Here is a 24,930-nt window from a genome sequence, read left to right as displayed (position 1 = left end):
GAAAGAAAACCCCTTCCGCTTCAGGATCAGAAGGGAAGGGGAAACGTCATAGTAATCCTTTTGCGACCTCTAGCTTTTCTTGATCGTGTTTTAATTGTTTTTTCAAGTCATGCGCGTGATACATATCGTGATCAATCATGTATCCGGCGATCGCAGCGTGAGTCTGAATGGCTTTATTCAGTTGTTCGGTCAAGACTTTCCGCACATCAGGAGAAGCCGTTTCCGTAATTGCGACAGCATAAGCACGGACAAGTGATTTGCTGCTGATCAAGAAGTCTGTCGCAATCAACTCGTCGCGTTTTTTACTAGGACGGTTGATGGATTGGAGAGCTTCATTCATGAGAACCGCCTCCTTCATGATCTGCCAATAGCTTTTGTAAATCGTTTAATGCTTGTTCGCTATCTTTGATGTCTTGAGCAATCAATTTTTCAAGCGTCTCATCTTTAACAAAAGAACGAACAGCAACAGCTTTAACGAGACAGGCTTGTTTCATCGTCATGATTTCATGGATTTCGAGTGTTTCATGGATTGCAAGTGGTGATTTAGCCATCGGTCTCACTCCTTATCATGTAACATCCGTTTGACAGTATCTTTAACATTTTGCATTCCTGTTTTTTCTGCTAGGTCGTGGTGAAGTTTGTGTGCTGGTACCTTCATATTCGGAATATTTCCTTGTGGTGCAGGGTTTTCTAGATGAACGAATTCACCGGTGCCATCTTGTGCTTCCCCTTGAGCCCAGCGACCTTCTTTTGAAGCTGTTCCTTCCGATAGGTCCCAGAACTCATAAGCATGCGGTTGCGCTTCCATCTCATCTTCCGGTGCGAAAGTAGCAGGCACGACGACGCCGTTTTTCGTTTCCAGCTCTTCGATCGCAGCCATCCATTGATACTGGTGATAACGATCGCGAGCGAGCATCTTACGGAATGTAGCACGCACGCCTTCATCCGTCGTCATATGATAGAGACGGGCGACTTGAAGTCGACCTTGTGATTCAGCATGTAGGTTCGAGCGCATATCTGCCAATAAGTTACCGCTCGCGACGATATAGGATCCGTTCCACGGAATGCCGTTTGCGTTTGATGGCAGTCCACCGAGACCGCTAACTAAAAGATGCTGTGGATTCATACCCCCGAGAATTGCTGCCGTCGCTGGATCTTTGGCAGCTTCTGCCTGATCATCCGGTGACGCCCCGTCGAGCAATTGAGAAATGAGGGAACATAGCATTTCAACGTGCCCGATTTCTTCCGTCCCGATATCCATCAGCATATCCTTGTACTTTTCTTCACCTCGACAATTGAAGCCTTGGAAAAGATATTGCATCATGACCGTCATCTCACCGAATTGTCCACCGAGTACCTCTTGCACGGCCCGAGCGAGTTTTGGATCGGGTCGATCAACCTTGACTTCGAATTGTAATTCTTTTTGATGGCGAAACATGAAAAGAACCCCCTTTTAAGTTTTAAACATATATGACTTACACATGTTATATACCTTAATCGGTTCCTTTCAAACCTGTTTACCTTATTTTTCGATATGCTGAGGTGAACGTTCAATCAAAGAATGATTTATGAACAAGTTTGGGATAGTGCCAAGGCAGTATTTCGTATGCAGTTTTAAACGTTTCAAAAAAATAATGCAATATCGTCATTCCCCCTCCATCAAGCTTAAACTTGAGGAGCAATCAAGAGCTAATGTCGAACTGAGAATTTCTAAAGCATGATCTTTTGCAACGGCGGTTTCTGCTGCCGTACAGTCTGCAGGAACATGAATGGCATATTCTCGCATGTAGGCATCGTTTGCAGTAAATAAGATACACATATCCGTCGTTAGACCGGTGATGATAAGACGTGAGACATCCAAATGCTTTAATAAAATATCAAGTTGGGTCCCGAAAAAACCTGAATGTTTTGGCTTGATGATGAAGTAATCGTTCTCTTCTGGGTGCATTGTCTCGATGAGTACATCTCCAAGACCACCGCGGCACTCATCTATGATTTGATTGACATTTTCCTGCCAAAGACCAAAATTGTCATTGACGTAAATCACCGGGATGTTTTGACGTTTACAATGTTGTTTTAATTTTGAGAGTGGTTCAAGGACAGGGAGCGTTTGTTGCAATAACTGCTCAGCTCCTTCAAAATCCATCTTATTGATGACATCGATGATCAACAATGCTGTATTTTCTTGAACAGTCATGGCGGACTCCTCTCATAAAAAAGTGATTAAATAATGATAAGGTGAATAGAGCTGGGCTTTAGAGATAAAAATCTCAGAAGGGGAGGCTGATTCACGGGCTCCCCGGACATCAATTAAACAACGATAGATGAGGGATTCCAACTCTGCGATGAAATCTGGGTATTGATATAAAGCGTCATTCAGCAGTCTTTTGCGGTGATCTTCCATCAAGACGATGCAGGGGTTGGTCTCTTTCAATGCCATTGCACTGAAGACAGTTTTTTGCTGTTTAAAATCTTGATTCAAACAGCGAACGATTTGATTTAAATCAGCTTCCACGTTCTTCACTTCCTAGTTGTAGATTATTCATACTGTTCTTATACATGTTATTGGTTGTGTTCCACTCTTCATCACGAGGTAAACGGATAAAAAAGTCGGATCCCTTTCCGATTTCTGAATGAACGGTGATACGTCCGCCATGTGCCTCAATGATTTCCTTACAAATCGGTAAACCGAGACCTGTTCCTTGAACTTGAAGGTGGTCTGCCTGTTCGACGCGGTAATAGGGATCAAACAGATAGGGAAGATCTTGAGTTGGGATACCATATCCCTCATCGCTAATGGTGATGACGATTTCAGATTCACAGCACGCTAGCGAGACTTGGATATTTGAATCAACGGGAGAATATTTTATCGCATTATTCAAGATGTTTAATAAGACTCTCCGGATTTTTTCTTGGTCAGCCGTGATCAGACAAGGTCCGTCGGTTTGGATTTGTAAATGATGCGTCGATGTCGAAACGTTCAACCACTCGGTTAACTCAATGAGCATACGTTCAATACAAAATGATACCAAATGATAGGATTCTTTTTGATGACTAAGTCGCTGATAATCTAGGAATTCGGTTAATAATTGGCTGAGTCGCTGCGTCTCACTTCGCACGGTCTCTAAGTATTTGCGCTGCTTTGAAGGAGACAATGTCCGGTGTAACATCAGTTCGCTAAACCCTTCAATGGAGGCAAGCGGCGTTCGTAGCTCATGAGATAAAACCGAAATGAAGTTTTGCTCTTTTTTAGCATGGTTGACTTCAATTGTGCGTTCACGAAAAACAAATAAAATACCTTGACGATCGGGCAAAAATTCTGTGTAAAGTCGTACATGACGATCATCTGGCATTGAGAAATCCTGAGCCGGAACGATTGATGCATGCTCGAAGCCTGCTTTGATTTGTTCGACATATACATGCAACGCATCTGTTTCGAGAATCAACGGTTCGAAGGCTTCGATAACGAATGCTAAGTTTTCAGATTGTTTTTCAGATGGTGACCAGTTCGGGAACAATTGATGGAACATGTGATTCGTAAAGATATTTGTGTTCGTCACATCGACGAACAATATAGCTTCTCGAAGACCATTTAAAATGCGTTGAATTAATTGATGGTGATCTTTTATACGGATGTCATCAAGCAACCGCATCAACCCGATATTCAATAAATGTGTCGTTTTCTGAAGTGCGATAGTCTCGGTGAAACGATGATGAAATTGTAACGTCAATGTACCGATGAATTTTGACGGACTGTGTAATGGGAGAGCACACAACGTCAATTGTTCTTCCTCAATTAGATGGATCGATGTATCTAGCTCGGTCTTGGCTTCTAACTCTAGCCGTTCTTGGTCATAAGTCGGTTCGTCTGATAGTGCGATATGGACAGCTTCAAAACTTTCCGACTGTGGTGAAAAAAAGATATGCGTCGCCCGAAAATGACTACCGATTGCTTGTAGCCACGTGTGAAGACCTGTCATTGATTGATGACGTAAAATTTGAGTAGCTAACTGGTTTTGAAATTGAAGTTGTCGCTCAATTATTTTTTGTTGATAGAAAGACTCTTGGAGTTGTGAATTGACAGCTTGCGTTTGCTGGTGTTCAAAGGCGAGCAACGTTGTCATTTGTTGCATCGATCGCCCAAGTGTACCAATCTCATCGTGACGGTTCTGAAAATCGTTCTGCTCCAATCGGTCAGGGTGTTTCGTTTGATCGACGAGGTCAAGTAAGTCCGTTCGAAAAGACCGCACAAGTCTTAAAATCAAGTAACTGAGAAGGCAAAAAGCAATGATCATCACACCAAAGGCGTAGCGTAAAACTTCAACGGTTCTTTGTTGTAGTGATTGTTGTGCTTTTCGCTCTTCATTATGAATCAATCGAAAGTAGTCATTGATAGCGGAGTCAGATTGTTGAACCAGCTTTTGATTATCCGTGAGTACTTGTAAGGTGAGTTCCAGTTCTAAAAATCTTGAAAATTGAACAAGTTGACGCGTAAAGCGTTCGTCTGATGGATCTGAATAACGTTGATTAAATGATTGAACGTGTTGTTGTAAGCGTTCCAACCGCTGATTGACCTGCTTAAGATCGGTTTGATCATTAAAGTCGATTTGTTGGACTTGAAGATTGACTTGTTGTGCTTCATTCCATAGTGTGCGAGCTTGCGTTTTTTGTGATGTGATCTTCTGTGATGAAGTTCGGTGTTGCTCCAGCTCTTTTTGAGCAAAGTAGAATGTTAAGACGCCGATGCTTGCAAAAATCAAGAAATTCGAAAACAATAGGATATAAAATCGATGGAACAGACTTGATGAAAGCCACTTCATGACTAGACCTCTTTCTAAAAAGATATATAAACAAACGATAAAAATACATGTTTAAAGAAATCTTATCATAGACATTAAACATTCTGCATGAATTGCTTCATCGATTAAAATATCATTTTGCCTTTTTCCGAAAAAATCCCTAGATTTTGACACTTCATATCCTTTAAGATAAACGATATACATATGTGCAAAATCACTCGACATGACACTTCAAGCCATACTATTGATTGTGAAAATGAGTAAGCTTCTGTACTATGTTTATATAAAGGAAAGAAAAAGAAGGTGAAATGGATGAAGATGACTCGCTCTACGGACTATGCCATTCGTGTGCTTATTTTCGCAGCGTCGCATCCGAATCGGCTCGTACAAATTCAAGAAGTGGCAACCCATTATGATATTTCTAAAAATCATTTGATGAAGATTGTCCATTCATTGAGCAAGTTTGGTCTCATCATTTCCGTACAAGGTCGTAATGGTGGATTCAAATTAGCGAAATCGCCAGAGACGATTACGTTAGGAGAAATCGTTCATTTATTTGAAGAAGTATCCTATCTTGAAAATGTGACCGTTCCCAATAAAAATGGTAGTTTGCAAAACACACGTCAAGCGTTCGATCAAGCATTCATGTCCTTTACGGACGCGTTGCAGGCATACACGTTACAAGATTTAATCGCGCCGACGATGAACGACTGAAGAAAGAGTCAGAGAGGGATAGATGATCTCTGACTCTTTATCCGTGTACATATTCCAGTCATGCAGATTTTTATCAGATCATCATGTTAATTATGATTAAAACTAGTATCTTTTATGTTACTATAAACAAGATTCGGACGCTATTCGAATCTTAATTTTGAAACAAAAACATGTACACTTTGTACTTGTTTTTGTGGTATAACTTTACAGGAAGGAGGGGATATTTCCAATTCACCTGCTTGATTTTTATACAGGACTCTTACTGTCCATTCAGATAAAGGATTAAAGGCATTCGTCCATTGATCCACGTAAAAGGGAGGGTTTCGGTATGTCCGAAATGACCATCGAAATGTTCGTTCACTTCATTCAACACTTAGTGCATTCTCCACGATTCATCGTCCAGCGTCATCATGAATATGAGGACGCCTACATTTTTGAAATTCGTGAGTTGAATTTATCGCGTGTCTCAAAAGCCGTATTGCTTCATAAAACAGTTGATCTTCTTCATGAAAAAACGTCAGAAGATACACGCGAAACGTTGACAAATGAACTGGTCACTCTATCACAAAAGACATTATTGAAGTCAGATACGATTGCTACACTTAATGTGGAGTCTACAATAGAAGGGTCATTGCATCTTATATTTTCGGAAGACAAAAAGATCTGGTTTTCTGGCATTCTTGATACTGAAGAGGCGATCAATCGGTTCACAGAACGTTTTCAAAGCGTCATAAATGATGATCGAACGTCTTATTAAACAAAGCAGGTCGAGCCACATCAGTGGTTCGGCCTGCTTTTGTCTTACCCTGTACAGAGCATCAAGACGTTGCCGTCGGGATCTGCAAACGTAAAGTAAGCAAAATTATCGAAACGTTCGATGTCACGAATGATGGGTGCTTGTAGTGATAAGACGAACTGATAGGAGGCATCGATGTCCGTCGTATAAAAATTAAATAAGGCATGAGGGGAGGGATGATGTTGGTACGTTGCGTCATTCGAATGATCATTAAGCGTCAAACTCGTTGGACCTTCGAGTGGGAGATTATAAACAGGTGACGAGACGCGCGATGCATCAAACGGGAGCTGTAGTAACTGATGATACCAAGCGGCGGCACATTTCACATCCTGAACATGCAAAAAGACAGCGTTCAAGCGGGGCGCAATAAGGTGGGTCGAAATTGACATGAGCATCTCCTCCTTTGTTTTCATACATGTTCCTTTCGATAACCACCTCTTAATTCCTTCAATCCCTATAAATGGAATATGGTATGATATATCAGGAAAATCATTTACGAATGGGAAAGGAATGATAATATGGAAACCATCATCTGTACGACGTGTGGTGTCGAACAAATTAATCCGCAACGTGAAACGTGTCCGATTTGCTTAGAGGAACGACAGTATGTCAATCCAACTGGTCAAACGTGGACGACGCTCGCTGCCATGCAAACGTCAGGAACATATCAAAACGTCATTAGTGACGACGGAGCAGGCGTCTATGCGATTCAGACGACACCGGCGTTCGGTATCGGTCAGACGGCGTATCTTGTCCAAGGAAAATCGTTCAACCTGTTATGGGACTGCATTACATATCTTGATTCAACAACGAAAGAGCAACTTGAGAAATTAGGCGGAATTCAGGCGATTGCTTTATCACATCCGCATTATTACGCGACACAAGTCGAATGGGCGGAGACTTTTGACGTGCCGATCTATATTCATGAAGATGATGCATCGTTCGTGACGCGACCAAGCGAACGCATCGTCTTCTGGAGTGGTGAACGCTTGGAATTGGCGGAAGATGTGATGTTACATCGCGTCGGTGGTCACTTCAAAGGAGCAGTCATCTGTGAACGAAAAGACGCATCGGCGGGGCTATTGTTGACAGGGGACATCATTCGGATCGTTGCCGATCGGGCATGGGTCAGTTTTATGTACAGCTATCCGAATGTGATTCCGCTTCCGGCAAAGACGGTCGCGCGAATAGCAGAAACGTTACGTCCGCTTCACTTTGAAAAATTATATGACGCCTTTCATCGGAAAATCGAAACCGGCGCGTCTGAAGCAGTAGCACTCTCTGCAGAGCGGTACATTGCTGCCTTGAACGGGGACTGGTTCACGACATGAAGTCGCGCTTGATCGTCATTCGCGGGAATTCTGGTAGTGGAAAAACGACGCTTGCCAAAGCGTTACGATCGGTTTTACCGGATAGCATCCTGTTGTCACAAGATGTCATCCGCAGGGAGATGTTGAACGTAAAAGATGGACCAGGAAATCCGGCGATTCGCTGGATCGAGGAGTTGGTCGGACTTGCTGACGGACGCCACGCGACGATTCTGCTGGAAGGCATTCTTGCACAGGACTGGTACGGTGAGATGATTGACCGGTTGGAACGTCGCTTTACGTCACGTTACGCGGCGTATTATTTTGACGTCTCATTCGAAGAAACTATTCGTCGCCATGCGATGCGCCAGCCGACGGAGTTTTCTGAGACGGATATGAAACGCTGGTGGATTGATCGGGATCACCGCCCAACGGATCGTCTGATTGCTGAGGATACATCGATAGAAGCCATGATTCAGAAAATAAAACAAGAGCAAAAAGGGGAGAGCGAATGACACACTACATTTTTGACATGGATGGAACGTTGTTTCAAACGAATGCCGTGCTGGCGCATGCGCTAGAAGATGTCTTTCATGAGTTGCGTCAGACGGGGAGCTGGGAGGGAGAGACGCCAGTCGCCCTCTATCAGCAGATCATGGGCGTCTCGTTACCGGAAGTCTGGCAGACGTTACTACCGGACTTTTCAGCCACAGACCAACAGGCTGCGGATCAAAAGTTTCGACGTAGCATAGAGCAGGCAGTCAAGGCGGGGCATGGTTGCCTATATCCGGGAACGGTCGAGTTGCTAAGTCGTTTGAAACAAGCGCGTCACTCCGTTTATATCGCCAGTAATGGGTGGCCGTCCTACTTGTCAGCGATCGTGACGACATATGGACTCGAATCCTATATCGATCATGTCTATAGTATCGAAGACATCCGTTCCGGTGATAAATCAGCACTCGTACGGGAGATTTGTAAGACGCACGACATCTCGTCAGGCTACGTTGTCGGTGACCGCTTATCTGATTTCAAAGCGGCGCATGCGAACGGACTGGTAGCAATCGGTTGTCAGTTCGATTTTGCGCAAGAGCAGGAACTCGCAGTCGCGGACCGCGTCGTAAAAGAGTTGAGTGCTGTTTATTAAAAAGAGCCGTCTTCTGTGGAAGACGGCTCTTACTTATAGCGATTATTCTGCCCACCAGAGAGCATCGTCTGGTTTCTTCGCGATCGACGCGACTTCTTTTTCACTCGATACAGTCGGATGCGACCCTTTCAGTGCCTTACCAGCTGTATTCTTAAAGAAGAAGAAGAACGTGACGAAGCCGATGACGCTGACTGCTGTTAAATAGAAAGCAGGAGCGAGCGGGTTTTGTGTCGTATGGACGAGCCACGTCGAAACGAGTGGCGTCGTTCCACCGAAGATCGAGACAGAGACGTTAAACGTCACGGATAGCGTCCGGTAACGGACATCCGTATAGAAGATACTCGGTAGAAGACTTGGCATCGTTCCTTCAAAGATCGCCAAGAAGAAGCCAAGGATGAAGATTCCGATCCCGACGAACAAGAGTGGTTTAAGACCAATCAAGAAGAACGACAGGATTGAAAGCAACGATAGTCCGGCTAACGCGAAAAGAACGATATTGCGATTGCCTTTTTTGTCACTAAGCTTCCCGAAGAAGTAAGCGAGCGGAATCATGATCACCATGACACCGGTGATGAGAATCGTGCTTGTCGAACTTGACATGCCGATGACTTCATCGAGGTACGATGGCATGTAGGACAAGAGCATGTAGTTCGTAATGTTGAAGAAGGCGACAGCGATGAAACAAACGATGATATCACGTTTGTGGTCACGCAGGATTTCGCGGAATGTCGCGGGTTCTTCTGTATTTTCATTGATCTCATTTTCGAAGATCGGTGATTCATCCAAGTGACGACGTAAATAGAGACCAAATAAACCGAGTGGTGCCCCTAGAATGAAGGGAATTCGCCATCCCCAAGATGCCATTTGATCATCCGATAAGGTGACAAAAAGTGTTGTAGCAAGTAATGAAGCGAGAATATATCCACCGAGTGTACCGATTTCAAGTCCACTTCCGAGAGCACTTCGTTTGTTATCTGGTGATGACTCAGCGATGTAGACCATTGCACCGGCGTATTCACCGCCAGTCGAGAATCCTTGTAAAATACGTGCTAACAATAACAGAATCGGTGCCCAAATTCCGATTTGATCATAGGTCGGTAATAGTCCAATGATGAGCGTCGAACCAGCCATCATAACGATTGTCGTCGTTAAGACGACCTTCCGCCCGAGTCGATCTCCAATTCGCCCAAAGACGATTCCGCCGATTGGTCGCATTAAAAAAGCGATCGCAAAGGTCGCAAACGTAAAGACGAGCTTCAGTTCATCATTTTCGACAGCGCTAAAGAAGTTTTGACTGATGATGATTGCGAGATAGGAATAAAGACCAAAATCGAACCATTCCATCGCATTCCCAATTCCGGTCGCGTAGACACTTTTTTTGGTTTGCTTCATGTCAACGACATTGACTTTTTCTTTTCTGAATTTCATAAGTTCTGTTCACTCCCTTTAATAAGTTCGTATCGTACCATAGCAGGAAATGAAGTCAAGTTGCTAATGTGCTTAACCACTTGAAAATGATTGAAAATGGCTCTGTGCCTGGAGTTGTCAAACCGTTGCGACTCTAAGGACAAACAAAGGTGTGCATTTTTTATGAAAAAAATTGAAAATTTTTTGGGTGTTTTCATAAATTCGAAATAATTTTCATGTGTTTTCACAACGAAAAAATCAGTAATCCGTCTTTAGGATGAGGGTAAGAAAACTATATTTTGGTAATTTTAAAATGAGGGTGGAAAGTAAAGGAGAATGCTTATGAAAAATAAATGGATCGCCATTATATGTCTTGGGCTCATTGTAGTCGTCGGTGGTTGGTATGCTGGATTTCAAGAATCGAAGGTATCCAGTTTTCCAGTGCCACGATTTGCTACGGCAGTTGAAAAACAAGGTGAGTGGAAAATCAAAACGCGTCTTGTCTCGGAAACCGATGGACCGGGTCTACTCTATGGAACTCGGATTCGCCAAGCCGGTTGGAAAGAACTCGATCGTGAAGGAGCGACAGCATGGTATGAAAAAGACAGGAAAGTGATTGCCTTGACGACGTTTGATGGGGAACTGTATCTCGAGAAATCGAGTAAAGAAGAGATCGTTATTTAAAGCATGCGATTATTTGTAAAATGGAACGGATGGAGTCTGTTTTTCGCCTTGATGCTCTTTCTTCCTGTTGAGATGACATTAAACATTGAACGTATTATCCGCATAACGGGAACATCATATCAGTTTTTTTACCTAATGGATTTTCTATTGATCACGGTGTGTATGATCCTATTCTTTACACCTATTCGTCTGATGCAGGGGATAATAGTTCGAAGTCGACTTACTTGGTCGTTTTCCTTTAGTTGGATACCGTATTTTGTCTTCATGTCGTATGCATTGAGTCAGTGGTTCCCAGTCATGTATCCTACTGATTTTCCGAGCCCAGTTCTTGGCTTATTATTGATTGTCGTTTTAGCGATTTATCCGTTTTGTATATTAATTTTAGTTAGTTTCTTAAAAGAAAAAGCGAAATCCGATGCAACGTCTTCAGTAAAATGAAGACGATCATCAGACTTCGCTTTTTTACTTTTTTCGTTTGTTAAAGATATAGTCCGTTTGCCTGAACGACGAATTGTGAATGTTCATAGTGGTATGTGATGACGGAATAGTCGAACGGACGACCGTTCGTCAAATGAAACACCGTCTCGATCGTCATGGCAGGATCGCTCTCGGTGAGATCCAGATGACGAGCCGACTCAGCGCTTAACTTCCCGACGTGCATGTACATATCCGAGAACCCGATATTCAATTGGAGTGCCGTCTCTAAGTATTCGAAGATTGACTGCTCGACGATTTCACGATTTAAGTACGGAACGATTGATTGGCGATAGTAAGACTCTTCGAGACAGAGGATCTTGCCGTCGATGTAGCGGATTCGCTTAACGTAATAAACCGTCTCACCTGCCTCGATCCCGAGATTCTTCGCGATGTTATTCGTTGCAGACATTGATTCGAGTGCAAGAACGGTCGACTCAATCGTATGACCGACGAGATTCTGCTTGAATCCTTGGGTCGAGAACAGACGAATGTAGCCGGTGCGATTCGTCTTCCGGACAAAAATCCCGCTTCCGCGGACTTGAAAGATGATTCCTTTTCGTTCGAGTAACTCAAGTGATTTTGTCATCGTCGTCTTACTGACGGCGAACTGCCGGATCAACTCTTCAAGAATCGGTAGTTTGTCCCCTTGTTTCAACTCATGTTGTTCTATGTACCGTTCGATTTCATCAGCCGTCTGTTGGTATTTCAGCATAGGACACCTTCTTTTCTTGCGAACTTTTTCTTTCTTTAGTATAGCATAAGCCTTCTGTTGATTAATAACATGTTAAATTTAATTATTTATGTATTGATTAATTGTGCATGTACAATTAAAATGAAAGGGTATTCAAGCGTCATATTCAGGGGAGGGACACGATATGGGCAAGGTTCGCGATTATCAACAATTGGCGCATTCGATATTAGAAGCTGTCGGTGGCGAAGACAACGTCATCAGCGCCGTCCGATGTGCAACTCGACTTCGTCTTGTCTTGAAACGATCGGATTCGTCAGCTAAGGAAACAGTCAGTGCACTACCTGGCGTCATTACGGTCGTTGAGTCTGGCGGGCAGTTTCAGGTCGTCATTGGTCAACACGTCGGAGAAGTCCATCAAGAATTTTTGAAGCTCGTCGATTTGGAGCAACCAGAAACGGAAGAGGCGCCGAAAGGGACGGTCCTCAACCGAATCATTGCGACGATGTCAGCCGTCTTTGCACCGTTCGTCTACATCTTAGCTGCAGCGGGGATTCTGCAGGGAACTTTGATTTTGACGACGCTCGCTTTTCCGGCATTTGCGAAGACAGGTACTTATGAAGTCTTCAGCTTCATCTCATGGGCACCATTTACGTTCTTGCCGATTTTCATTGCCATCACGGCAGCGAATCATTTTAAGGTCAACGCCTTCATCGCGGTCGCCTGTAGTGCGGCACTGGTCAGTCCAACATGGGCAGATATCGCAGCACGCATCACTGCCGGTGAATCCATCACGTTCCTAGGAATCGCTTTATCCGGTACGACGTATACGTCATCGGTCTTACCGCCATTATTCCTCGTCTGGATTTTGTCCTATGTTGAGCGATTCCTAAACAAGACGATTCATGAAGTCATTCGTCCGTTGTTCGTTCCATTCTTCAGCATGGTGTTGATGGTGCCGCTTACGATTCTCTTGATCGGACCGATCACGACACTTGGTGCAGAAGGGATCGCAAACGGGTATAACTACTTAGCGGAGAATGCTCCTGCGGTAGCTGGTCTCATCATCGGTGGCTTCTGGCAAGTCATCGTTATCTTCGGTGTCCACTGGGGTGTCACGCCGATGGTGCTCGCAAACTTTGAGCAATATGGTCGCGACTCGTTCCAAGCCTACCAAACGATTGCTGTCATCGCCCAAATCGGTGCTGTCATCGGGGTCATCTTGAAAGCACGTAACAAAGAAACGAAAAAAGTCGGGGTTTCAGCCGGACTGACAGGTATCTTCGGTATCACGGAACCGGCTATCTATGGGGTGACGCTCCGTTTTAAAAAACCGTTCATCTATGGCTGTATCTCGGGAGCAATCGGCGCTGTCACGGCAAGTTTCTTTAAACCGTATTACTTTGCCTACGCCGGATTACCGGGACCATTGACGCTCGTCAACGGCATCGATTCCGACTATCCATCGTCGATCATCGGCTTATTGATCGGAACGGCGATTGCCTTGATTCTACCGATCGTCTTGATTCAAGTGTTCGGTTTCGGGGAGCAGGCTGCTCCGGTCGTAGCACCTGAAAGTACAGCGACACCAGTTGCAAAACAGGAAGTCAGCGCAACTCTGACAAACGAAGAGACGCTTCGCGCACCACTTGAAGGAAAAATCGTTGCTTTATCAGATGTACCGGATCCTGTCTTTGCTTCCGGTGCGATGGGACAAGGGGTAGCGATTCGTCCGACGAACAACCGGGTCACGGCTCCGTTTGACGGTACCGTCGTCATGGTCGCCCCGTCAGGTCACGCGATCGGATTACGCTCGACGAGTGGTGTCGAAGTCTTGATCCATGTCGGTCTTGAGACCGTGACGCTCGACGGTAAACCGTTTACGCTTCACGTCAAAGAAGGCGAATCCGTGACGACAGGCGATCTACTCGTAACGTTTGATGCGACAGCGATTGAAGCGCATGGACTTGAGACAATCACGCCAATCATTATCACGAACACGCAGAGTTATGCGCAAATCCTACCGACGGACGAGACGGTCACGACGGCAAACACAGAAATCTTGACGATCATCAAGTAAGAGAAATAGAAGGAGGACATGAAGATGAAGACATTACCAAACGATTTCTTATGGGGCGGTGCGTTAGCAGCGCATCAATTCGAAGGCGGCTGGAACGCTGGTGGAAAAGGACCGAGCGTCGTCGATGTATTGACGGCAGGGGCGCACGGTGTCGCTCGTCGCATCACGGATCAAGTAGAAGAGGATGAATTTTATCCGAACCATGAAGCGATTGATTTCTATCATCGTTATAAAGAGGACATCGCGCTGTTCGCTGAGATGGGACTGAAGTGTCTCCGGACATCGATCGGTTGGAGTCGGATTTTCCCGAACGGGGACGAGACAGAACCGAACGAAGAAGGACTGAAGTTCTATGATGACGTCTTCGACGAATTACTGAAATACGGCATCGAACCGATCATCACATTGTCGCACTTTGAGATGCCACTCCACCTCGCACGTGAATACGGTGGATTCCGAAACCGAAAAGTAGCGCTGTTCTTCGAAAAATTCGCGGAAGTCTGTTTCACACGTTACAAAGACAAGGTTAAGTACTGGATGACGTTCAATGAGATCAACAACAAGATGGACGTCAGCAATCCATTATTCCTCTGGACGAATTCCGGTGTCCTCCTCGACCCGGAAGAGAACGCGATGGAAGTCATGTATCAAACGGGACACCACGAGTTACTCGCAAGTGCACTTGCCGTCGCGAAAGGGAAAGCGATCAACCCGGACTTCGAAATCGGAGCAATGGTCTCACACGTACCGATCTATCCGTACTCATCGCACCCGGAAGACATCCTGCTCGCTGAGACATCGATGCGTCAGCGCTATTTCTTCCCAGACGTCCAAGTCCGCGGCTACTATCCGTCTTATGCGTTGAATGAGTTCAAACGGGAAGGGTATGATATTCCGATCCTAGACGGTGACGCAGAAATCTTACGAAACGGAACGGTCGATTATCTTGGATTCAGTTACTACATGTCGACGACCGTCAAACATGATGCTGTCGTCAATAACACGGGCAACATCGTCAACGGTGGTCTCGCGAATGGTGTCGAGAACCCATATATCCAGTCGAGCGACTGGGGCTGGGCGATTGATCCGGTTGGTCTGCGCTATGCGATGAATCGTCTGTACGACCGCTATCAGATTCCGTTGTTCATCGTCGAGAACGGTTTCGGTGCGATTGATACGATCGAGGATGGTCAGATTCATGATACAGCGCGGATCGATTACTTGCGTGCGCACATCGAAGCGTTCAAAGCAGCCGTGCTCGAAGATGGCGTCGAATTGATTGGCTACACGCCGTGGGGCGTCATCGACATCGTCTCCTTTACGACAGGTGAGATGAAAAAACGCTACGGCATGATCTATGTCGATCGGGATAACGAAGGCAACGGATCAATGGAACGGATGAAAAAAGACTCGTTCGATTGGTACCGTCACGTCATCGAGACGAATGGTGCTGCGTTATACGGTTCAGAGACGGCAAAATGATGAAGTAAGGGGCAACGGAAAAAATCCGTTGCCCCTTTTTTTAAAGAATTAGAATAAGAAAGAAGTGGGGTATGGCACACTAAGGAAAAAACGGGGGACCGGTAAATGATCAAAAAACGCTATGCCGATCGACGTGACTGGCGTCGCATCACACAACGACACTATGTTCATGAACAGGTAGAAAACGAGGTGTTCAACGGACATGTGACACTCCTTCAACTGATTGAAGTCACTTCACCGTTAGATGTCCGTTATGGTGACGAAATAGTTCGAATCGCTGACGCTGGTTACGTCTGGGTACAACAATTCCCAATCGATGCCCATCATGCCGTGACCTCGATGTATGACGCCACGGGTCAGTTAGTACAAACCTATATCGATATCTGTCTACGTACCGGATTAGAGGACGGACGAGTCTACTGGGAGGATCTGTTTCTCGATCTCATCGCCTTGCCATCGGGACAAGTCTTGTTAGTCGATGTGGATGAACTGGAAGCAGCACGGGAGCAAGGGATTGTCTCAGAAGCGGAATATGCGCTCGCTTGGGTGGAAGCCAAACAACTGCAGAAACAATTACAAGATGGATCTTTTCCGCTCGTCGCACACGCAGAAGTGATGAAACAGCAACTCAAACAGGGAACACCGCGTTGACGGGGTTCCCTGTTTTTTAGGCATGTTGTTCTTCGTTGATCTCGTTCGTTGCGAAATACTGTTGCTTGCGCGGGAGGAGAACCCATCCAAGGAAACAGATCGTCACGATCACGAGGAGACCGGCAAATAGAATCGTACTGAAACGAATCGACCAGATGTCACCGAGCAGACCGATTGCGACGATCGCTAGAATCTGTAGCAGACTGACACCGACACCGTATAGACTCGTAAAGCGTCCCATTAAGTGGAGTGGAATATTCGTCTGTTGGAACGTCAGGAAACCGGTTCCCGCAAATGCGTGGAAACAACCGAGCAACAAGAAACCAGTACAGACGATTGAAAACGAATTCGCACTCGCATACAGCATGTAACCGACGGCGACGAACACATAGCCAATCGTCAGCATCATCCGAACGGAGAGTGTTTTGGCGTAGCGGGCGACGACCCAGCTGCCGGCGACGGAACCGATCCCAGTCAGACTCATCAGTAAACCATAATCGGTTTCCGATAAGCCGATGCTTCGCTGTAAAAAGACGACTTCTTGCGTATCAAGTGCAAGTGTCGCAATCATCATCAGCATCGCGAGGATGTATAATCCGATCACGTAGCGTGCGCTTTTGCTGAACTGATAGACAAGCCGCCAATCGGATATAATGTCTTGCAGCCGCATCCCTCGTTCGACCGAAGCGGTAAAACGCGGCAAGCGCATCAGCAGGACAGCTGATCCGAGAAACGAGACAGCGTTGAGCCAAATGGCAACATCAGCAGAAGTAACATAGAGCAGTCCTCCAGCGAGAGCCGGACCAATCAAAAAGGCACCTGACGTGATCAGACTACGATAGGCATTAAACGACGTCCGATCGTTTTGTGGAACAAGCGTCGTGATGTAGGTCAACGTTGCCGGTTCAACGACCGCTTTGATGATGGCTAAGGCGATCAAGTCGATGTAAAGCAACGATAATGGTAGAAATGGCATGATACCGATTAAGAAAGCACGCAACACATCAGTCTGAATCAACAGTCGACGTAAGTCGGATCGGTCGACCCAACCTCCTGCGAACGACTTGATGACGAGAGATACGACTGGACTGATGATCCACAGGGCAGCAACGGCTGACGCTGAGCCGGTCAATCGATAGATATATACGTTGATCGCAACGAGATAAATGAAGTCACCAAACTGTGAAATACCGAGCGCACTTAAGAGCGTTCGTTCCCTAGAAGACATGACAACACCCTTTCTTACATCATTTTCCAATAGTATACCAGAAAATTCTGATAACGTTTTCGTATATCTCTATACTTTTTATAGAAGAGTGGGTATACTTGGAAAAAATCAAAGGAAGAAGGGTTCAATCATGTTAACGACCATCGATTTATATCAAGCTTTGCCTGTACTTGAAACGGAGCGACTCCGTTTGCGACCGGTTCGCACAGAAGATGCAGCAGATATCTATGCCTACACGAAAGATGAAGAGACGGCGCGATATGTCAGCTGGCATGCGCATAAAAGCCTCACGGATTCTGAGCAATTCGTCGATCACATCCTTCGCCAATACGAACTAGGGAATCCGGCACCTTGGGCGATTGAAGACAAAACGAACGGACGAGTCATCGGAACGATTGATTTCATCAAAGTCTCGTTTGAGCAACAGCAAGCAGAACTCGGTTATGCGCTGTCGCGCGATTACTGGGGGAAGGGTTTGATGCCGGAAGCAGCAGCGCGTCTCGTACAGTACGGTTTTGAGACACTCGGACTCGAGCGCATTCAAGCCCGTTGTTTTGTTGCAAATGATGGATCTGCTCGTGTCATGGAAAAGATCGGTATGACGTTCGAAGGAGTCTCGCGGAGTGCTTTATTCGTTAAAGAGCGTTTCTGGGACTTAAAGATTTATGCGATCACGCGCAGTGATTATGAAGGAAGGTAAGCGATGGGTTCACGACTGATGCATGCCTACATCGGACAACGATTGATTACGTTACTTCCGGAACTAGAACCTGCTCGATTCCTTATAGGTACGATCGCTCCTGATGCACGCCATGACGAGAAGGAGCAAGCCCACTATTATACGGGTGAATTAGCGAACGGGACACGAACAATTGACTACGAAGCATTTTGGAGAGACTCGACGTCTTGGGATCCATCTTTTCGAATTGGCTATTACGTCCATCTGATAGCAGACGATATTTGGTTACGCGGATTTTATATGACCTGGTTGCGGCAAGCGATCATAGCCGACGCCTCGATCGGTTCAAGATATCATGATGATTTTAGGCGGTACAATACACGCATCGCTCCGTTCGTGAACTGGAATGAACAAGCGATCAACGGAGCGCTTCACGAAGTGAGTGTACAGTCGAGGTGGAAAGCACTTCCACAATTTGTTAGCGAGGTAGAAGAGGACCGACGAACCGTTCTGCCACAAGAATATGATATCTTGTTGCCGCATCAATTGGACGGATACATCGAAACAGCGATTGAACGTTCCTTCCATCACTTAGGTGAAAAAGGGCTAAAGATAGTTCTGGTCAAAGAATCATCTCCGAATCATTGAAATGACCCATTTGACGATCCCGAATAATATGTAGCAGCATCCGTTCAACAGACCAATCCACATCAGGTTAATCAGACTTTCTAAACCTTCAAACCAATCCATGACTGGTGTGACGAATAAAGCGAATACAAAAAGTACCATGACGGTCCAACTGACGGTTGGAATCAGGAAGAGAATTGTTAAGCCAGCGACTATAGCTGGTACGATTCGTTTATGGACAAGATAGATCGCTGCCATGTTCAACGATAAAATATAGATTACAAACGCAATTGAAAATAATTGCGACATAAAATCACCTCCGAATAACAATAAGACGAAGAACGCATCCATTTAGATTAGGATGCGTTTTTCTATGTTTATTGTAAGATGTCTTGAAAATAATCGTATGAATACGGTTGAACAAAAAGAAAATCGATTTTTAAATTTTAATTCAAAGCAAAACACTCGGAATAAGTTTAGAACTATGTTATATTGGAAATAAGAAAAGTAAGGAAGTAAGGAATACAAGAAAAAACACAGAAAGAAGGAAGTTCGTGATGGAGCTATCAAAGTTAACGTCAAAAGGACAGATCACCATCCCCAAAAAAATTCGGCAGGCCTTGCAAGTGGAGGAAGGAGATCGCGTGGCATTCATTGAGGAGGACGGGTTTGTCATCATGGCGAAAGCGGATTTGAAACAGCTGCATGACCTTCAAGATATATTGAGCGATGAGACGTTCAAGACGCTCATCCACAAAGCGAATCATCATTTGTAAAAAATAAAAAGGAGGAAATAACAGATGGATATGCGAGAAGTAGATTTACCAGGAATCGGACGGAAGTTCGAAGGCATCACGACACGAGGAGATAAGGTGGTCGTCATCGTCCATGACGACGGACGACGCGAAATGCATCATTATGATGACGATGATTTTGATGAGAGCATCTCGAGCGTGACGTTCAATGATGCAGAAGCTCGTCAGATGGCAGGGATTCTCGGAGGATTATCTTATAAGCCAAAGGATCTTGAAAAAATTGAACTCGCGTTTGATGATCTCGTCATCGAGTGGTTCAAAGTCGGTCAGGATTCAAAGGTCAACAATCGAACGATTGGGGAACTCGATGTCCGTAACCAATATGACATCTCGATCATTGCAGTGCTTAAACATGACCGTTCGAAATCGTTAAATCCTGGACCAGAAACGCGCCTTGAAGCGGGAGATACGATTGTCCTGTCAGGAGAACGTCAAAACGTCCGTCACATCACGAAAGCATTATTCTCAATCGAAGGAGGCGGATAATATATGGATCATCTCATATTTGAAGTCGGTACCGCGCTTATCTTAGTGGCGATCGCGGCAGTGCTCGCGAACAGACTCAATTTCTCAATCATCCCGTTTCTGATTATTCTCGGGATGATTGTTGGACCGCACGCTCCGACAATCGGGATACTAGACTTCAAGTTCATTGAAAGTGCTGAGTTCATCAGTTTCCTCGGACGAATCGGCGTCCTATTCCTCTTGTTCTATCTCGGACTCGAGTTCTCGATCGGTAAGTTGATCCGGTCTGGAAAATCGATCGTCACGAGCGGAACGATCTATTTATCGATTAACTTTACAGGTGGTTTACTCTATGGATTCATCGCCGGATTCCCACTCTATGAAGTACTCGTCATCGCCGGAATCATTACGATCTCCTCGAGTGCGATCGTGGCGAAAGTCCTCGTTGATCTCCGCCGGACTGGTAACACGGAGACGGAATTGATTCTTGGAATCATCATGTTCGAGGACATTTTCCTCGCTGTCTACTTGTCGGTCTTATCGGGACTGCTTCTCGGTGGTGGGACGACATTACTCGCATCCCTCACATCGATCTTGATCGCCCTCGGCTATATGTTGTTGTTCTTCATCGTCGCTCGGAAGGCAACACCGCTTTTGAATAAGATGCTGAAGATCGCCTCGGATGAAGTCTTCATCATCGTCGTCTTTGCTGCCTTGTTCTTCATCGCCGGATTCTCGGAAACGATTCATGTTGCAGAAGCAATCGGGGCGTTGTTACTCGGCCTCGTCTTCTCAGAAACCGACCAAGGTGAGCGGATCGAACATCTCGTCGTACCATTCCGTGATTTCTTCGGTGCGATCTTCTTCTTCAGTTTCGGATTGAGCATCGATCCGACGATGTTACTTGACGCCGTCTGGCTCGCACTCGGTGCCGTCGTCATCACGATCATCGGGAACTACGTGGCGGGTATGATTGCGGGACGTAAAGCAGGCTTGTCACACAAAGCATCCTCAAACATCGGCTTGACGATCGTCTCGCGCGGGGAGTTCTCGATCATCGTCGCGAATCTCGGAATCGCCGGTGGATTGATGGATATCTTGTCACCATTCTCTGCTTTATATGTCTTGATTCTCGCCATTCTCGGACCGTTGATGACGAAGGAATCAAAACGGATTTACAACGTCATGAATAAAATCTTTAAGTGGACAGAACCAAAAGCGAAAAAGACGAAGAAAAATGCCTAATCTGATGTAAACGAACAACCGGTTCGCTTTCCCGAACCGGTTGTTGTTATTTAAGTCAAGACTTCATACGTCGCCATCAGGAATTGTCCCGAATGGCGACTCGCTGTCAAACGAAGATTCGTTTCATTCGTTCCTTCCGGAAACAGTGGGATGCCTGTTCCGAGAATGACAGGGGCGATTGCCAGTTCAATCGAGCGGATGCGTTTTAAGCGCAACGCTTCTTGAATCAATTCGCCACCACCGATCAGCCAAACATTACCTTCAATCGTTGGCGAAATCCGGTCGAGCAGTTGATTGAGCGGTTCATCCGTATAGGTGACCGTCTCAGACGTTCGTTGCGTCCGGCTATAGATATAACTCGGAATATCTGCGTAAGGGTACGTCTCGCTGAGTTGAAGGACTTCATCATATGTTTTTCGTCCCATGATGACGGCACCGACTTGATCATAGAACGCTTGATAACCATTATCCCCGTCTCCGGCAACGGCAAATAACCAATCAAGTGAACCATCGAGTCTGGCAATTTTCCCGTCAAGACTACAAGCGATATAAAGAACGGTCGTAGGTTGTGACATCCATAATTCCTCCTTTTGCATCGTGTGACTTCATCTTAGCGTATAATGACGACAAAAGATGTCGTCATTTAAGGAGGAACTGTATGAATACGAGACAGTGGCGTTTAGTACGCTTGTTAAACCGGGGCGAACACTTCTCTGCACGGATGCTCGCGGAAGAATGTCAGGTGTCGATCCGGACAATTCAACGAGACATGACGGTACTTGAAGCAAATGGTTATCCAATCTACAGCGAACCTGGCGTGGCAGGGGGTTACCGGATGTTGCCACATCGGAACATGCCGCCACTCGTTTTGACGGATGAAGAGACGATTGTCTTCTTCATCCTTCTGGAATGGGTCGGACAGATTCCCGATTTTCCATTCGGTACGATTCGACAGGAAGTCGCTGAACGTTATGCGAACGAGTTACCGAAGATGACGGAGCAACAGATCGTAAAATGGAAAGACCGCTTTCGCTTTCAAACGGTCGACACACCACCGTCGCCGCAAAATCCAGCGTTACTCGACTTGTTAGAGAGCGGACGGATGGGGAATATTCTGTATGAGACGACAAAAGGACAACGCATGATCGTCGTAGATCCGATTGGTTTATCGTTCGAACAGAATCGCTGGTACTTCTATGGACAGACGAATCGAGGGTATCGCCAGTTCCGTGTTGATCGGATCAAAGACGTGATGCTTCATGAGTTGCCAGCAACCGAGTTAACCTTTTCAGATTTGGAACAAGACATGACACGTGTACCGATGACGACGGTGAAACTGGAAGTATCACCATTAGGCGAACGGTTGCTAGAGGGGATTTTACCGATTCAGTCGGAACGAACATGGTTGGTTCCGGAAACCGAACTGCCGTATCTCGGACGCCAATTGATGCGGCTCGGTCCGGAAGTGCGAGTCCTTGAACCACTCGAACTCCGGGAGCAGTTGATTCGTCAAGCAGAAGAAATGATTGCTGTGCAACGGTCCGATAAGGCGCTCGGACAGGATTGATTAAAAAACTATGTTAGGATATAGGTAGAAAGAAACAATAGAGGAAGGGGTCTTCCATGGAAACACTATCATTGATTTTATTGATGCTTGCGCTTATTTTATTGACGCAAGTCATCGGACATTACATCCGTTTCATCCCAACGGCTTTGATTCAAATCATTGCCGGAACCGTCGCCGCTCTCCTGATGAGTGGTTTGACGATCGAGGTCGAATCCGAGTGGTTCCTCCTCTTATTCATCGCACCGTTACTTTACAACGATAGTTCTCACTTCCCACGAGAAGATTTATGGCGGATGCGGACAGCGATCTTCGGGAACGCGATCATTCTCGTCTTGTTGACGACGATCGTCGGAGGGTACTTCATCAACTGGTTAATTCCAGTTATTCCAGTCGCTGCTGCCTTTGCTTTAGCTGCGATTTTATCGCCGACCGATCCGATTGCCGTCAACGGGATTGCGAAACGTGTCCAGATTCCAGAACAGATTCTGACGCTCGTCCGTGGAGAATCGCTGATCAATGACGCATCGGGACTCGTTGCGTTCAGTTATGCGGTCGCTGCTGTCGTCACAGGGTATTTCTCGCTTCAAAGCGCAACGACTGAGTTCTTCTACATGTTCATCGTCGGAGCATTGATCGGATTGACGATTTCACTCGCGATGAACTTTCTCAAGGTTCGCTTGCGTCGCGCCGGCATTGAAGATGTTGTCTTTTATGCCTTATTGCAAATTTTAACGCCATTCATCATCTTCTTCATCGCCGAAGAAGGGTTTCACGCGTCAGGCGTCATCGCCGTCGTGACAGGTGGTATCTTGCATGCCTTGATCAAAGAACGGACGGAAACGTTCTTTGCACAAGAGCAGACGTTGACGGATAACATCTGGACGATGATTGCGTATACGTTAAACGGGATTATCTTCTTATTGCTCGGTTTGACGTTGCCGGAAGCGACACGCGAGATTTTTGCAGATGATGCGATCAACAACTGGCGTCTCATGCTATATGTCATCGAAATCGGTTCATTCATTCTCGCGATCCGTCTCGTCTGGACGATGTTCTTCAATTGGTTCGATCATCGGTTCTTTAAAAAAGAGGACCGCGATCATCGTCGACCGTCCTTCAAACAAGATTTAATCACGACACTGGTCGGGGTTCGCGGAACGATCACGATGGTCGGGGTCTTGTCATTACCGTTCTTGACGGAGTCCGGCGAAGCCTTCCCGGAACGCTCATTGATCATCTTCCTTGCAGCGGGTGTCATCATCTATACACTCGTTCTCGCAACGATTCTCTTACCGGTCTTGAACCGGGGAGAAGCGGCTACACCAATCGCACTCGACCTGAATGCTCAAAAACAACGGATGATTCGCCGTGCAATCTCAGAAATCAAACAAGTGACGGACGAAGACAATGCGGTCGTTGCGTTTGATCTCCTTAATGAGTATCATGTCATGCTTCGGTTACTTCGGGCACAGGAAAAAAGTCAGGAAGAGCTCGATCAATTCAATGATCAATTGAAAGCACTGCGACTGGAAGCCGTCCAGTGGGAAAAGGAAGAATCAAAACGTTTCGTCGCTGAGCACAAGGTGCCGGATCTGTTGAAGAAGGATGTCTTCCGCTCGATCGAAAACCGTCGTAAGGCGATCGGCAAGGATTCGCGTTTCCAAATCGTCCAACCGATTCGAAAATTGTGGTGGAAGCGGAAACGATCGAACATGTCGTCTGACGCGTTGATTCAAATGACACAAGTCGAGCATGAACTGTATGAAAAGGTAATGGGCACAGTGATCGAACGTCTCGAGAATTGCCGCTCATCGTACCCACCAGACGTCGTTCAAAGTGTGCTGGAATTCTATAAACGACTTCGCTTCAAACATACGCGTTGGTCGTCACCAATCGGTGGCAAGGACGTCGATCAGCAAAAAGAAGAACTTTGCTTGAAAGCTATCGAAGTTCAGCGTCTTGAAATCGCGAATATGTCGAAAGAAGGGGATCTCTCGAACGAAGAGGAGAAGGAATTACGTCGCTTCATTCACTACATCGAGAGTGTCGTTCTCTACGAATACGTCGAATAACAA

At 45.8% G+C, this 24,930-nt stretch carries 28 protein-coding genes; 16 read left to right on the top strand and 12 right to left on the bottom strand.

Features of this window, described 5'->3' with window-relative positions; translation table 11 throughout:
* Window positions 1-46 precede the first annotated feature (46 nt).
* The 6 genes from KNQ08_RS05840 to KNQ08_RS05815 form a co-directional block, all read right to left on the bottom strand.
* Complete coding sequence (locus KNQ08_RS05840; protein WP_029341888.1) at window positions 47-340, bottom strand: spore coat protein; 294 nt, start codon at window positions 338-340, stop codon at window positions 47-49.
* Window positions 333-551, bottom strand: coding sequence for a hypothetical protein (locus tag KNQ08_RS05835; RefSeq protein ID WP_055968392.1), 219 nt, complete (start codon window positions 549-551; stop codon window positions 333-335). The genes KNQ08_RS05840 and KNQ08_RS05835 overlap by 8 nt, the downstream gene beginning before the upstream one ends.
* Before the next feature lie 5 nt (window positions 552-556).
* A complete protein-coding gene (locus KNQ08_RS05830) occupies window positions 557-1,438 on the bottom strand; it encodes a manganese catalase (protein ID WP_058264888.1) in 882 nt (293 codons plus the stop codon).
* Between the two features lie 207 nt (window positions 1,439-1,645).
* The gene (locus KNQ08_RS05825; RefSeq protein WP_149427520.1) at window positions 1,646-2,197 is read right to left on the bottom strand and encodes a cysteine hydrolase family protein; all 552 of its coding nucleotides are present in this window, start codon (window positions 2,195-2,197) and stop codon (window positions 1,646-1,648) included.
* A 12-nt stretch (window positions 2,198-2,209) separates the two neighbouring features.
* A complete protein-coding gene (locus KNQ08_RS05820; RefSeq protein WP_133207422.1) occupies window positions 2,210-2,515 on the bottom strand; it encodes a hypothetical protein in 306 nt (101 codons plus the stop codon).
* On the bottom strand, window positions 2,505-4,820 hold the full coding sequence (locus tag KNQ08_RS05815; protein ID WP_149427519.1) for a HAMP domain-containing sensor histidine kinase: 2,316 nt from the start codon (window positions 4,818-4,820) through the stop codon (window positions 2,505-2,507). Before KNQ08_RS05815 ends, KNQ08_RS05820 begins: the two co-directional genes overlap by 11 nt.
* Before the next feature lie 297 nt (window positions 4,821-5,117).
* Here KNQ08_RS05815 and KNQ08_RS05810 point away from each other — a divergent pair, with 297 nt between their 5' ends.
* A complete protein-coding gene (locus tag KNQ08_RS05810; RefSeq protein WP_241492567.1) occupies window positions 5,118-5,513 on the top strand; it encodes an RrF2 family transcriptional regulator in 396 nt (131 codons plus the stop codon).
* Window positions 5,514-5,841: 328 nt separating this feature from the next.
* Window positions 5,842-6,270: a hypothetical protein gene (locus tag KNQ08_RS05805; protein WP_058703992.1), complete on the top strand. Its 429-nt coding sequence runs from the start codon at window positions 5,842-5,844 to the stop codon at window positions 6,268-6,270.
* Window positions 6,271-6,314: 44 nt separating this feature from the next.
* On the opposite strand, the gene KNQ08_RS05800 is transcribed toward KNQ08_RS05805, so the two are convergent.
* A complete protein-coding gene (locus tag KNQ08_RS05800) occupies window positions 6,315-6,698 on the bottom strand; it encodes a VOC family protein (RefSeq protein ID WP_214805083.1) in 384 nt (127 codons plus the stop codon).
* A 129-nt stretch (window positions 6,699-6,827) separates the two neighbouring features.
* On the opposite strand from KNQ08_RS05800, the gene KNQ08_RS05795 reads away from it, so the two are divergent.
* The 3 genes from KNQ08_RS05795 to KNQ08_RS05785 are packed head-to-tail and all read left to right on the top strand — an operon-like array spanning window position 6,828 to window position 8,760.
* Complete coding sequence (locus KNQ08_RS05795) at window positions 6,828-7,640, top strand: MBL fold metallo-hydrolase (RefSeq protein ID WP_214805082.1); 813 nt, start codon at window positions 6,828-6,830, stop codon at window positions 7,638-7,640.
* Window positions 7,637-8,131 (top strand): AAA family ATPase, encoded by a 495-nt coding sequence (locus tag KNQ08_RS05790; protein ID WP_214805081.1) that lies wholly within the window; start codon window positions 7,637-7,639, stop codon window positions 8,129-8,131. Before KNQ08_RS05795 ends, KNQ08_RS05790 begins: the two co-directional genes overlap by 4 nt.
* Window positions 8,128-8,760, top strand: coding sequence for an HAD hydrolase-like protein (locus tag KNQ08_RS05785; protein WP_214805080.1), 633 nt, complete (start codon window positions 8,128-8,130; stop codon window positions 8,758-8,760). Before KNQ08_RS05790 ends, KNQ08_RS05785 begins: the two co-directional genes overlap by 4 nt.
* A gap of 42 nt (window positions 8,761-8,802) precedes the next feature.
* Here KNQ08_RS05785 and KNQ08_RS05780 read toward each other — a convergent pair whose 3' ends face one another.
* Entirely contained in the window at window positions 8,803-10,188 is a 1,386-nt protein-coding gene (locus tag KNQ08_RS05780; RefSeq protein ID WP_058713244.1) for an MFS transporter, read from the bottom strand.
* A 321-nt stretch (window positions 10,189-10,509) separates the two neighbouring features.
* On the opposite strand from KNQ08_RS05780, the gene KNQ08_RS05775 reads away from it, so the two are divergent.
* Window positions 10,510-10,851: a hypothetical protein gene (locus KNQ08_RS05775; protein WP_214805079.1), complete on the top strand. Its 342-nt coding sequence runs from the start codon at window positions 10,510-10,512 to the stop codon at window positions 10,849-10,851.
* Window positions 10,852-11,329: 478 nt separating this feature from the next.
* On the opposite strand, the gene KNQ08_RS05770 is transcribed toward KNQ08_RS05775, so the two are convergent.
* Window positions 11,330-12,040, bottom strand: coding sequence for a GntR family transcriptional regulator (locus KNQ08_RS05770; protein WP_214805077.1), 711 nt, complete (start codon window positions 12,038-12,040; stop codon window positions 11,330-11,332).
* Window positions 12,041-12,203: 163 nt separating this feature from the next.
* Between KNQ08_RS05770 and KNQ08_RS05765 the strand changes: the two genes are divergently transcribed.
* From KNQ08_RS05765 to KNQ08_RS05755, 3 genes are all read left to right on the top strand, one after another.
* Window positions 12,204-14,096: a beta-glucoside-specific PTS transporter subunit IIABC gene (locus KNQ08_RS05765; protein WP_214805074.1), complete on the top strand. Its 1,893-nt coding sequence runs from the start codon at window positions 12,204-12,206 to the stop codon at window positions 14,094-14,096.
* Between the two features lie 24 nt (window positions 14,097-14,120).
* On the top strand, window positions 14,121-15,578 hold the full coding sequence (bglA, locus tag KNQ08_RS05760; RefSeq protein WP_214805072.1) for a 6-phospho-beta-glucosidase: 1,458 nt from the start codon (window positions 14,121-14,123) through the stop codon (window positions 15,576-15,578).
* Between the two features lie 105 nt (window positions 15,579-15,683).
* Window positions 15,684-16,229 carry a ribonuclease FAU-1 family protein gene (locus tag KNQ08_RS05755; RefSeq protein WP_214723424.1) on the top strand — a complete coding sequence of 182 codons (546 nt, stop codon included), beginning with the start codon at window positions 15,684-15,686 and terminating at the stop codon, window positions 16,227-16,229.
* A 16-nt stretch (window positions 16,230-16,245) separates the two neighbouring features.
* Here the strand turns inward: KNQ08_RS05755 and KNQ08_RS05750 are convergent, their stop codons facing one another.
* Window positions 16,246-17,457 carry an MFS transporter gene (locus KNQ08_RS05750; protein ID WP_214805070.1) on the bottom strand — a complete coding sequence of 404 codons (1,212 nt, stop codon included), beginning with the start codon at window positions 17,455-17,457 and terminating at the stop codon, window positions 16,246-16,248.
* Window positions 17,458-17,587: 130 nt separating this feature from the next.
* On the opposite strand from KNQ08_RS05750, the gene KNQ08_RS05745 reads away from it, so the two are divergent.
* Together KNQ08_RS05745 and KNQ08_RS05740 are read left to right on the top strand one after the other, a co-directional pair.
* Window positions 17,588-18,157: a GNAT family N-acetyltransferase gene (locus tag KNQ08_RS05745; RefSeq protein WP_214723420.1), complete on the top strand. Its 570-nt coding sequence runs from the start codon at window positions 17,588-17,590 to the stop codon at window positions 18,155-18,157.
* A gap of 3 nt (window positions 18,158-18,160) precedes the next feature.
* Window positions 18,161-18,784 (top strand): zinc dependent phospholipase C family protein, encoded by a 624-nt coding sequence (locus KNQ08_RS05740; RefSeq protein WP_214805068.1) that lies wholly within the window; start codon window positions 18,161-18,163, stop codon window positions 18,782-18,784.
* Here the strand turns inward: KNQ08_RS05740 and KNQ08_RS05735 are convergent.
* On the bottom strand, window positions 18,767-19,072 hold the full coding sequence (locus tag KNQ08_RS05735; RefSeq protein ID WP_214805066.1) for a hypothetical protein: 306 nt from the start codon (window positions 19,070-19,072) through the stop codon (window positions 18,767-18,769). The genes KNQ08_RS05740 and KNQ08_RS05735 overlap by 18 nt on opposite strands.
* A 248-nt stretch (window positions 19,073-19,320) precedes the next feature.
* On the opposite strand from KNQ08_RS05735, the gene KNQ08_RS05730 reads away from it, so the two are divergent.
* Genes KNQ08_RS05730 through KNQ08_RS05720 form a run of 3 tightly spaced genes read left to right on the top strand, consistent with a single transcriptional unit; the run spans window position 19,321 to window position 21,288 of the window.
* The gene (locus KNQ08_RS05730) at window positions 19,321-19,539 is read left to right on the top strand and encodes an AbrB/MazE/SpoVT family DNA-binding domain-containing protein (protein ID WP_023468485.1); all 219 of its coding nucleotides are present in this window, start codon (window positions 19,321-19,323) and stop codon (window positions 19,537-19,539) included.
* A gap of 24 nt (window positions 19,540-19,563) precedes the next feature.
* Window positions 19,564-20,064, top strand: coding sequence for a cation:proton antiporter regulatory subunit (locus tag KNQ08_RS05725; RefSeq protein ID WP_023468484.1), 501 nt, complete (start codon window positions 19,564-19,566; stop codon window positions 20,062-20,064).
* Window positions 20,065-20,067: 3 nt separating this feature from the next.
* Window positions 20,068-21,288, top strand: coding sequence for a cation:proton antiporter (locus tag KNQ08_RS05720; RefSeq protein ID WP_023468483.1), 1,221 nt, complete (start codon window positions 20,068-20,070; stop codon window positions 21,286-21,288).
* 50 nt (window positions 21,289-21,338) lie between these two features.
* Here KNQ08_RS05720 and KNQ08_RS05715 read toward each other — a convergent pair whose 3' ends face one another.
* Window positions 21,339-21,863: a dihydrofolate reductase family protein gene (locus tag KNQ08_RS05715; RefSeq protein ID WP_214770445.1), complete on the bottom strand. Its 525-nt coding sequence runs from the start codon at window positions 21,861-21,863 to the stop codon at window positions 21,339-21,341.
* Window positions 21,864-21,946: 83 nt separating this feature from the next.
* On the opposite strand from KNQ08_RS05715, the gene KNQ08_RS05710 reads away from it, so the two are divergent.
* The gene (locus tag KNQ08_RS05710; RefSeq protein WP_214770442.1) at window positions 21,947-22,855 is read left to right on the top strand and encodes a helix-turn-helix transcriptional regulator; all 909 of its coding nucleotides are present in this window, start codon (window positions 21,947-21,949) and stop codon (window positions 22,853-22,855) included.
* Window positions 22,856-22,911: 56 nt separating this feature from the next.
* The gene (locus tag KNQ08_RS05705) at window positions 22,912-24,927 is read left to right on the top strand and encodes a Na+/H+ antiporter (RefSeq protein ID WP_023468480.1); all 2,016 of its coding nucleotides are present in this window, start codon (window positions 22,912-22,914) and stop codon (window positions 24,925-24,927) included.
* Window positions 24,928-24,930 lie beyond the last annotated feature (3 nt).

The organism is Exiguobacterium sp. s46 (assembly GCF_018618875.1).
Classification (GTDB): Bacteria; Bacillota; Bacilli; order Exiguobacteriales; family Exiguobacteriaceae; genus Exiguobacterium_A; species Exiguobacterium_A abrahamii.
Note: the sequence above shows the minus strand (reverse complement) of the source record. Positions and strands in the feature narration are given on the sequence as shown.

What these genes read in the sequence shown, in the direction of transcription:
- KNQ08_RS05840 (WP_029341888.1), bottom strand. Translation starts at nt 340, where the DNA reads ATGAATGAAGCTCTCCAATCCATCAACCGTCCTAGTAAAAAACGCGAC.
- KNQ08_RS05835 (WP_055968392.1), bottom strand. Translation starts at nt 551, where the DNA reads ATGGCTAAATCACCACTTGCAATCCATGAAACACTCGAAATCCATGAA.
- KNQ08_RS05830 (WP_058264888.1), bottom strand. Translation starts at nt 1,438, where the DNA reads ATGTTTCGCCATCAAAAAGAATTACAATTCGAAGTCAAGGTTGATCGA.
- KNQ08_RS05825 (WP_149427520.1), bottom strand. Translation starts at nt 2,197, where the DNA reads ATGACTGTTCAAGAAAATACAGCATTGTTGATCATCGATGTCATCAAT.
- KNQ08_RS05815 (WP_149427519.1), bottom strand. Translation starts at nt 4,820, where the DNA reads ATGAAGTGGCTTTCATCAAGTCTGTTCCATCGATTTTATATCCTATTG.
- KNQ08_RS05810 (WP_241492567.1), top strand. Translation starts at nt 5,118, where the DNA reads ATGACTCGCTCTACGGACTATGCCATTCGTGTGCTTATTTTCGCAGCG.
- KNQ08_RS05805 (WP_058703992.1), top strand. Translation starts at nt 5,842, where the DNA reads ATGTCCGAAATGACCATCGAAATGTTCGTTCACTTCATTCAACACTTA.
- KNQ08_RS05800 (WP_214805083.1), bottom strand. Translation starts at nt 6,698, where the DNA reads ATGTCAATTTCGACCCACCTTATTGCGCCCCGCTTGAACGCTGTCTTT.
- KNQ08_RS05795 (WP_214805082.1), top strand. Translation starts at nt 6,828, where the DNA reads ATGGAAACCATCATCTGTACGACGTGTGGTGTCGAACAAATTAATCCG.
- KNQ08_RS05790 (WP_214805081.1), top strand. Translation starts at nt 7,637, where the DNA reads ATGAAGTCGCGCTTGATCGTCATTCGCGGGAATTCTGGTAGTGGAAAA.
- KNQ08_RS05785 (WP_214805080.1), top strand. Translation starts at nt 8,128, where the DNA reads ATGACACACTACATTTTTGACATGGATGGAACGTTGTTTCAAACGAAT.
- KNQ08_RS05780 (WP_058713244.1), bottom strand. Translation starts at nt 10,188, where the DNA reads ATGAAATTCAGAAAAGAAAAAGTCAATGTCGTTGACATGAAGCAAACC.
- KNQ08_RS05775 (WP_214805079.1), top strand. Translation starts at nt 10,510, where the DNA reads ATGAAAAATAAATGGATCGCCATTATATGTCTTGGGCTCATTGTAGTC.
- KNQ08_RS05770 (WP_214805077.1), bottom strand. Translation starts at nt 12,040, where the DNA reads ATGCTGAAATACCAACAGACGGCTGATGAAATCGAACGGTACATAGAA.
- KNQ08_RS05765 (WP_214805074.1), top strand. Translation starts at nt 12,204, where the DNA reads ATGGGCAAGGTTCGCGATTATCAACAATTGGCGCATTCGATATTAGAA.
- bglA (WP_214805072.1), top strand. Translation starts at nt 14,121, where the DNA reads ATGAAGACATTACCAAACGATTTCTTATGGGGCGGTGCGTTAGCAGCG.
- KNQ08_RS05755 (WP_214723424.1), top strand. Translation starts at nt 15,684, where the DNA reads ATGATCAAAAAACGCTATGCCGATCGACGTGACTGGCGTCGCATCACA.
- KNQ08_RS05750 (WP_214805070.1), bottom strand. Translation starts at nt 17,457, where the DNA reads ATGTCTTCTAGGGAACGAACGCTCTTAAGTGCGCTCGGTATTTCACAG.
- KNQ08_RS05745 (WP_214723420.1), top strand. Translation starts at nt 17,588, where the DNA reads ATGTTAACGACCATCGATTTATATCAAGCTTTGCCTGTACTTGAAACG.
- KNQ08_RS05740 (WP_214805068.1), top strand. Translation starts at nt 18,161, where the DNA reads ATGGGTTCACGACTGATGCATGCCTACATCGGACAACGATTGATTACG.
- KNQ08_RS05735 (WP_214805066.1), bottom strand. Translation starts at nt 19,072, where the DNA reads ATGTCGCAATTATTTTCAATTGCGTTTGTAATCTATATTTTATCGTTG.
- KNQ08_RS05730 (WP_023468485.1), top strand. Translation starts at nt 19,321, where the DNA reads ATGGAGCTATCAAAGTTAACGTCAAAAGGACAGATCACCATCCCCAAA.
- KNQ08_RS05725 (WP_023468484.1), top strand. Translation starts at nt 19,564, where the DNA reads ATGGATATGCGAGAAGTAGATTTACCAGGAATCGGACGGAAGTTCGAA.
- KNQ08_RS05720 (WP_023468483.1), top strand. Translation starts at nt 20,068, where the DNA reads ATGGATCATCTCATATTTGAAGTCGGTACCGCGCTTATCTTAGTGGCG.
- KNQ08_RS05715 (WP_214770445.1), bottom strand. Translation starts at nt 21,863, where the DNA reads ATGTCACAACCTACGACCGTTCTTTATATCGCTTGTAGTCTTGACGGG.
- KNQ08_RS05710 (WP_214770442.1), top strand. Translation starts at nt 21,947, where the DNA reads ATGAATACGAGACAGTGGCGTTTAGTACGCTTGTTAAACCGGGGCGAA.
- KNQ08_RS05705 (WP_023468480.1), top strand. Translation starts at nt 22,912, where the DNA reads ATGGAAACACTATCATTGATTTTATTGATGCTTGCGCTTATTTTATTG.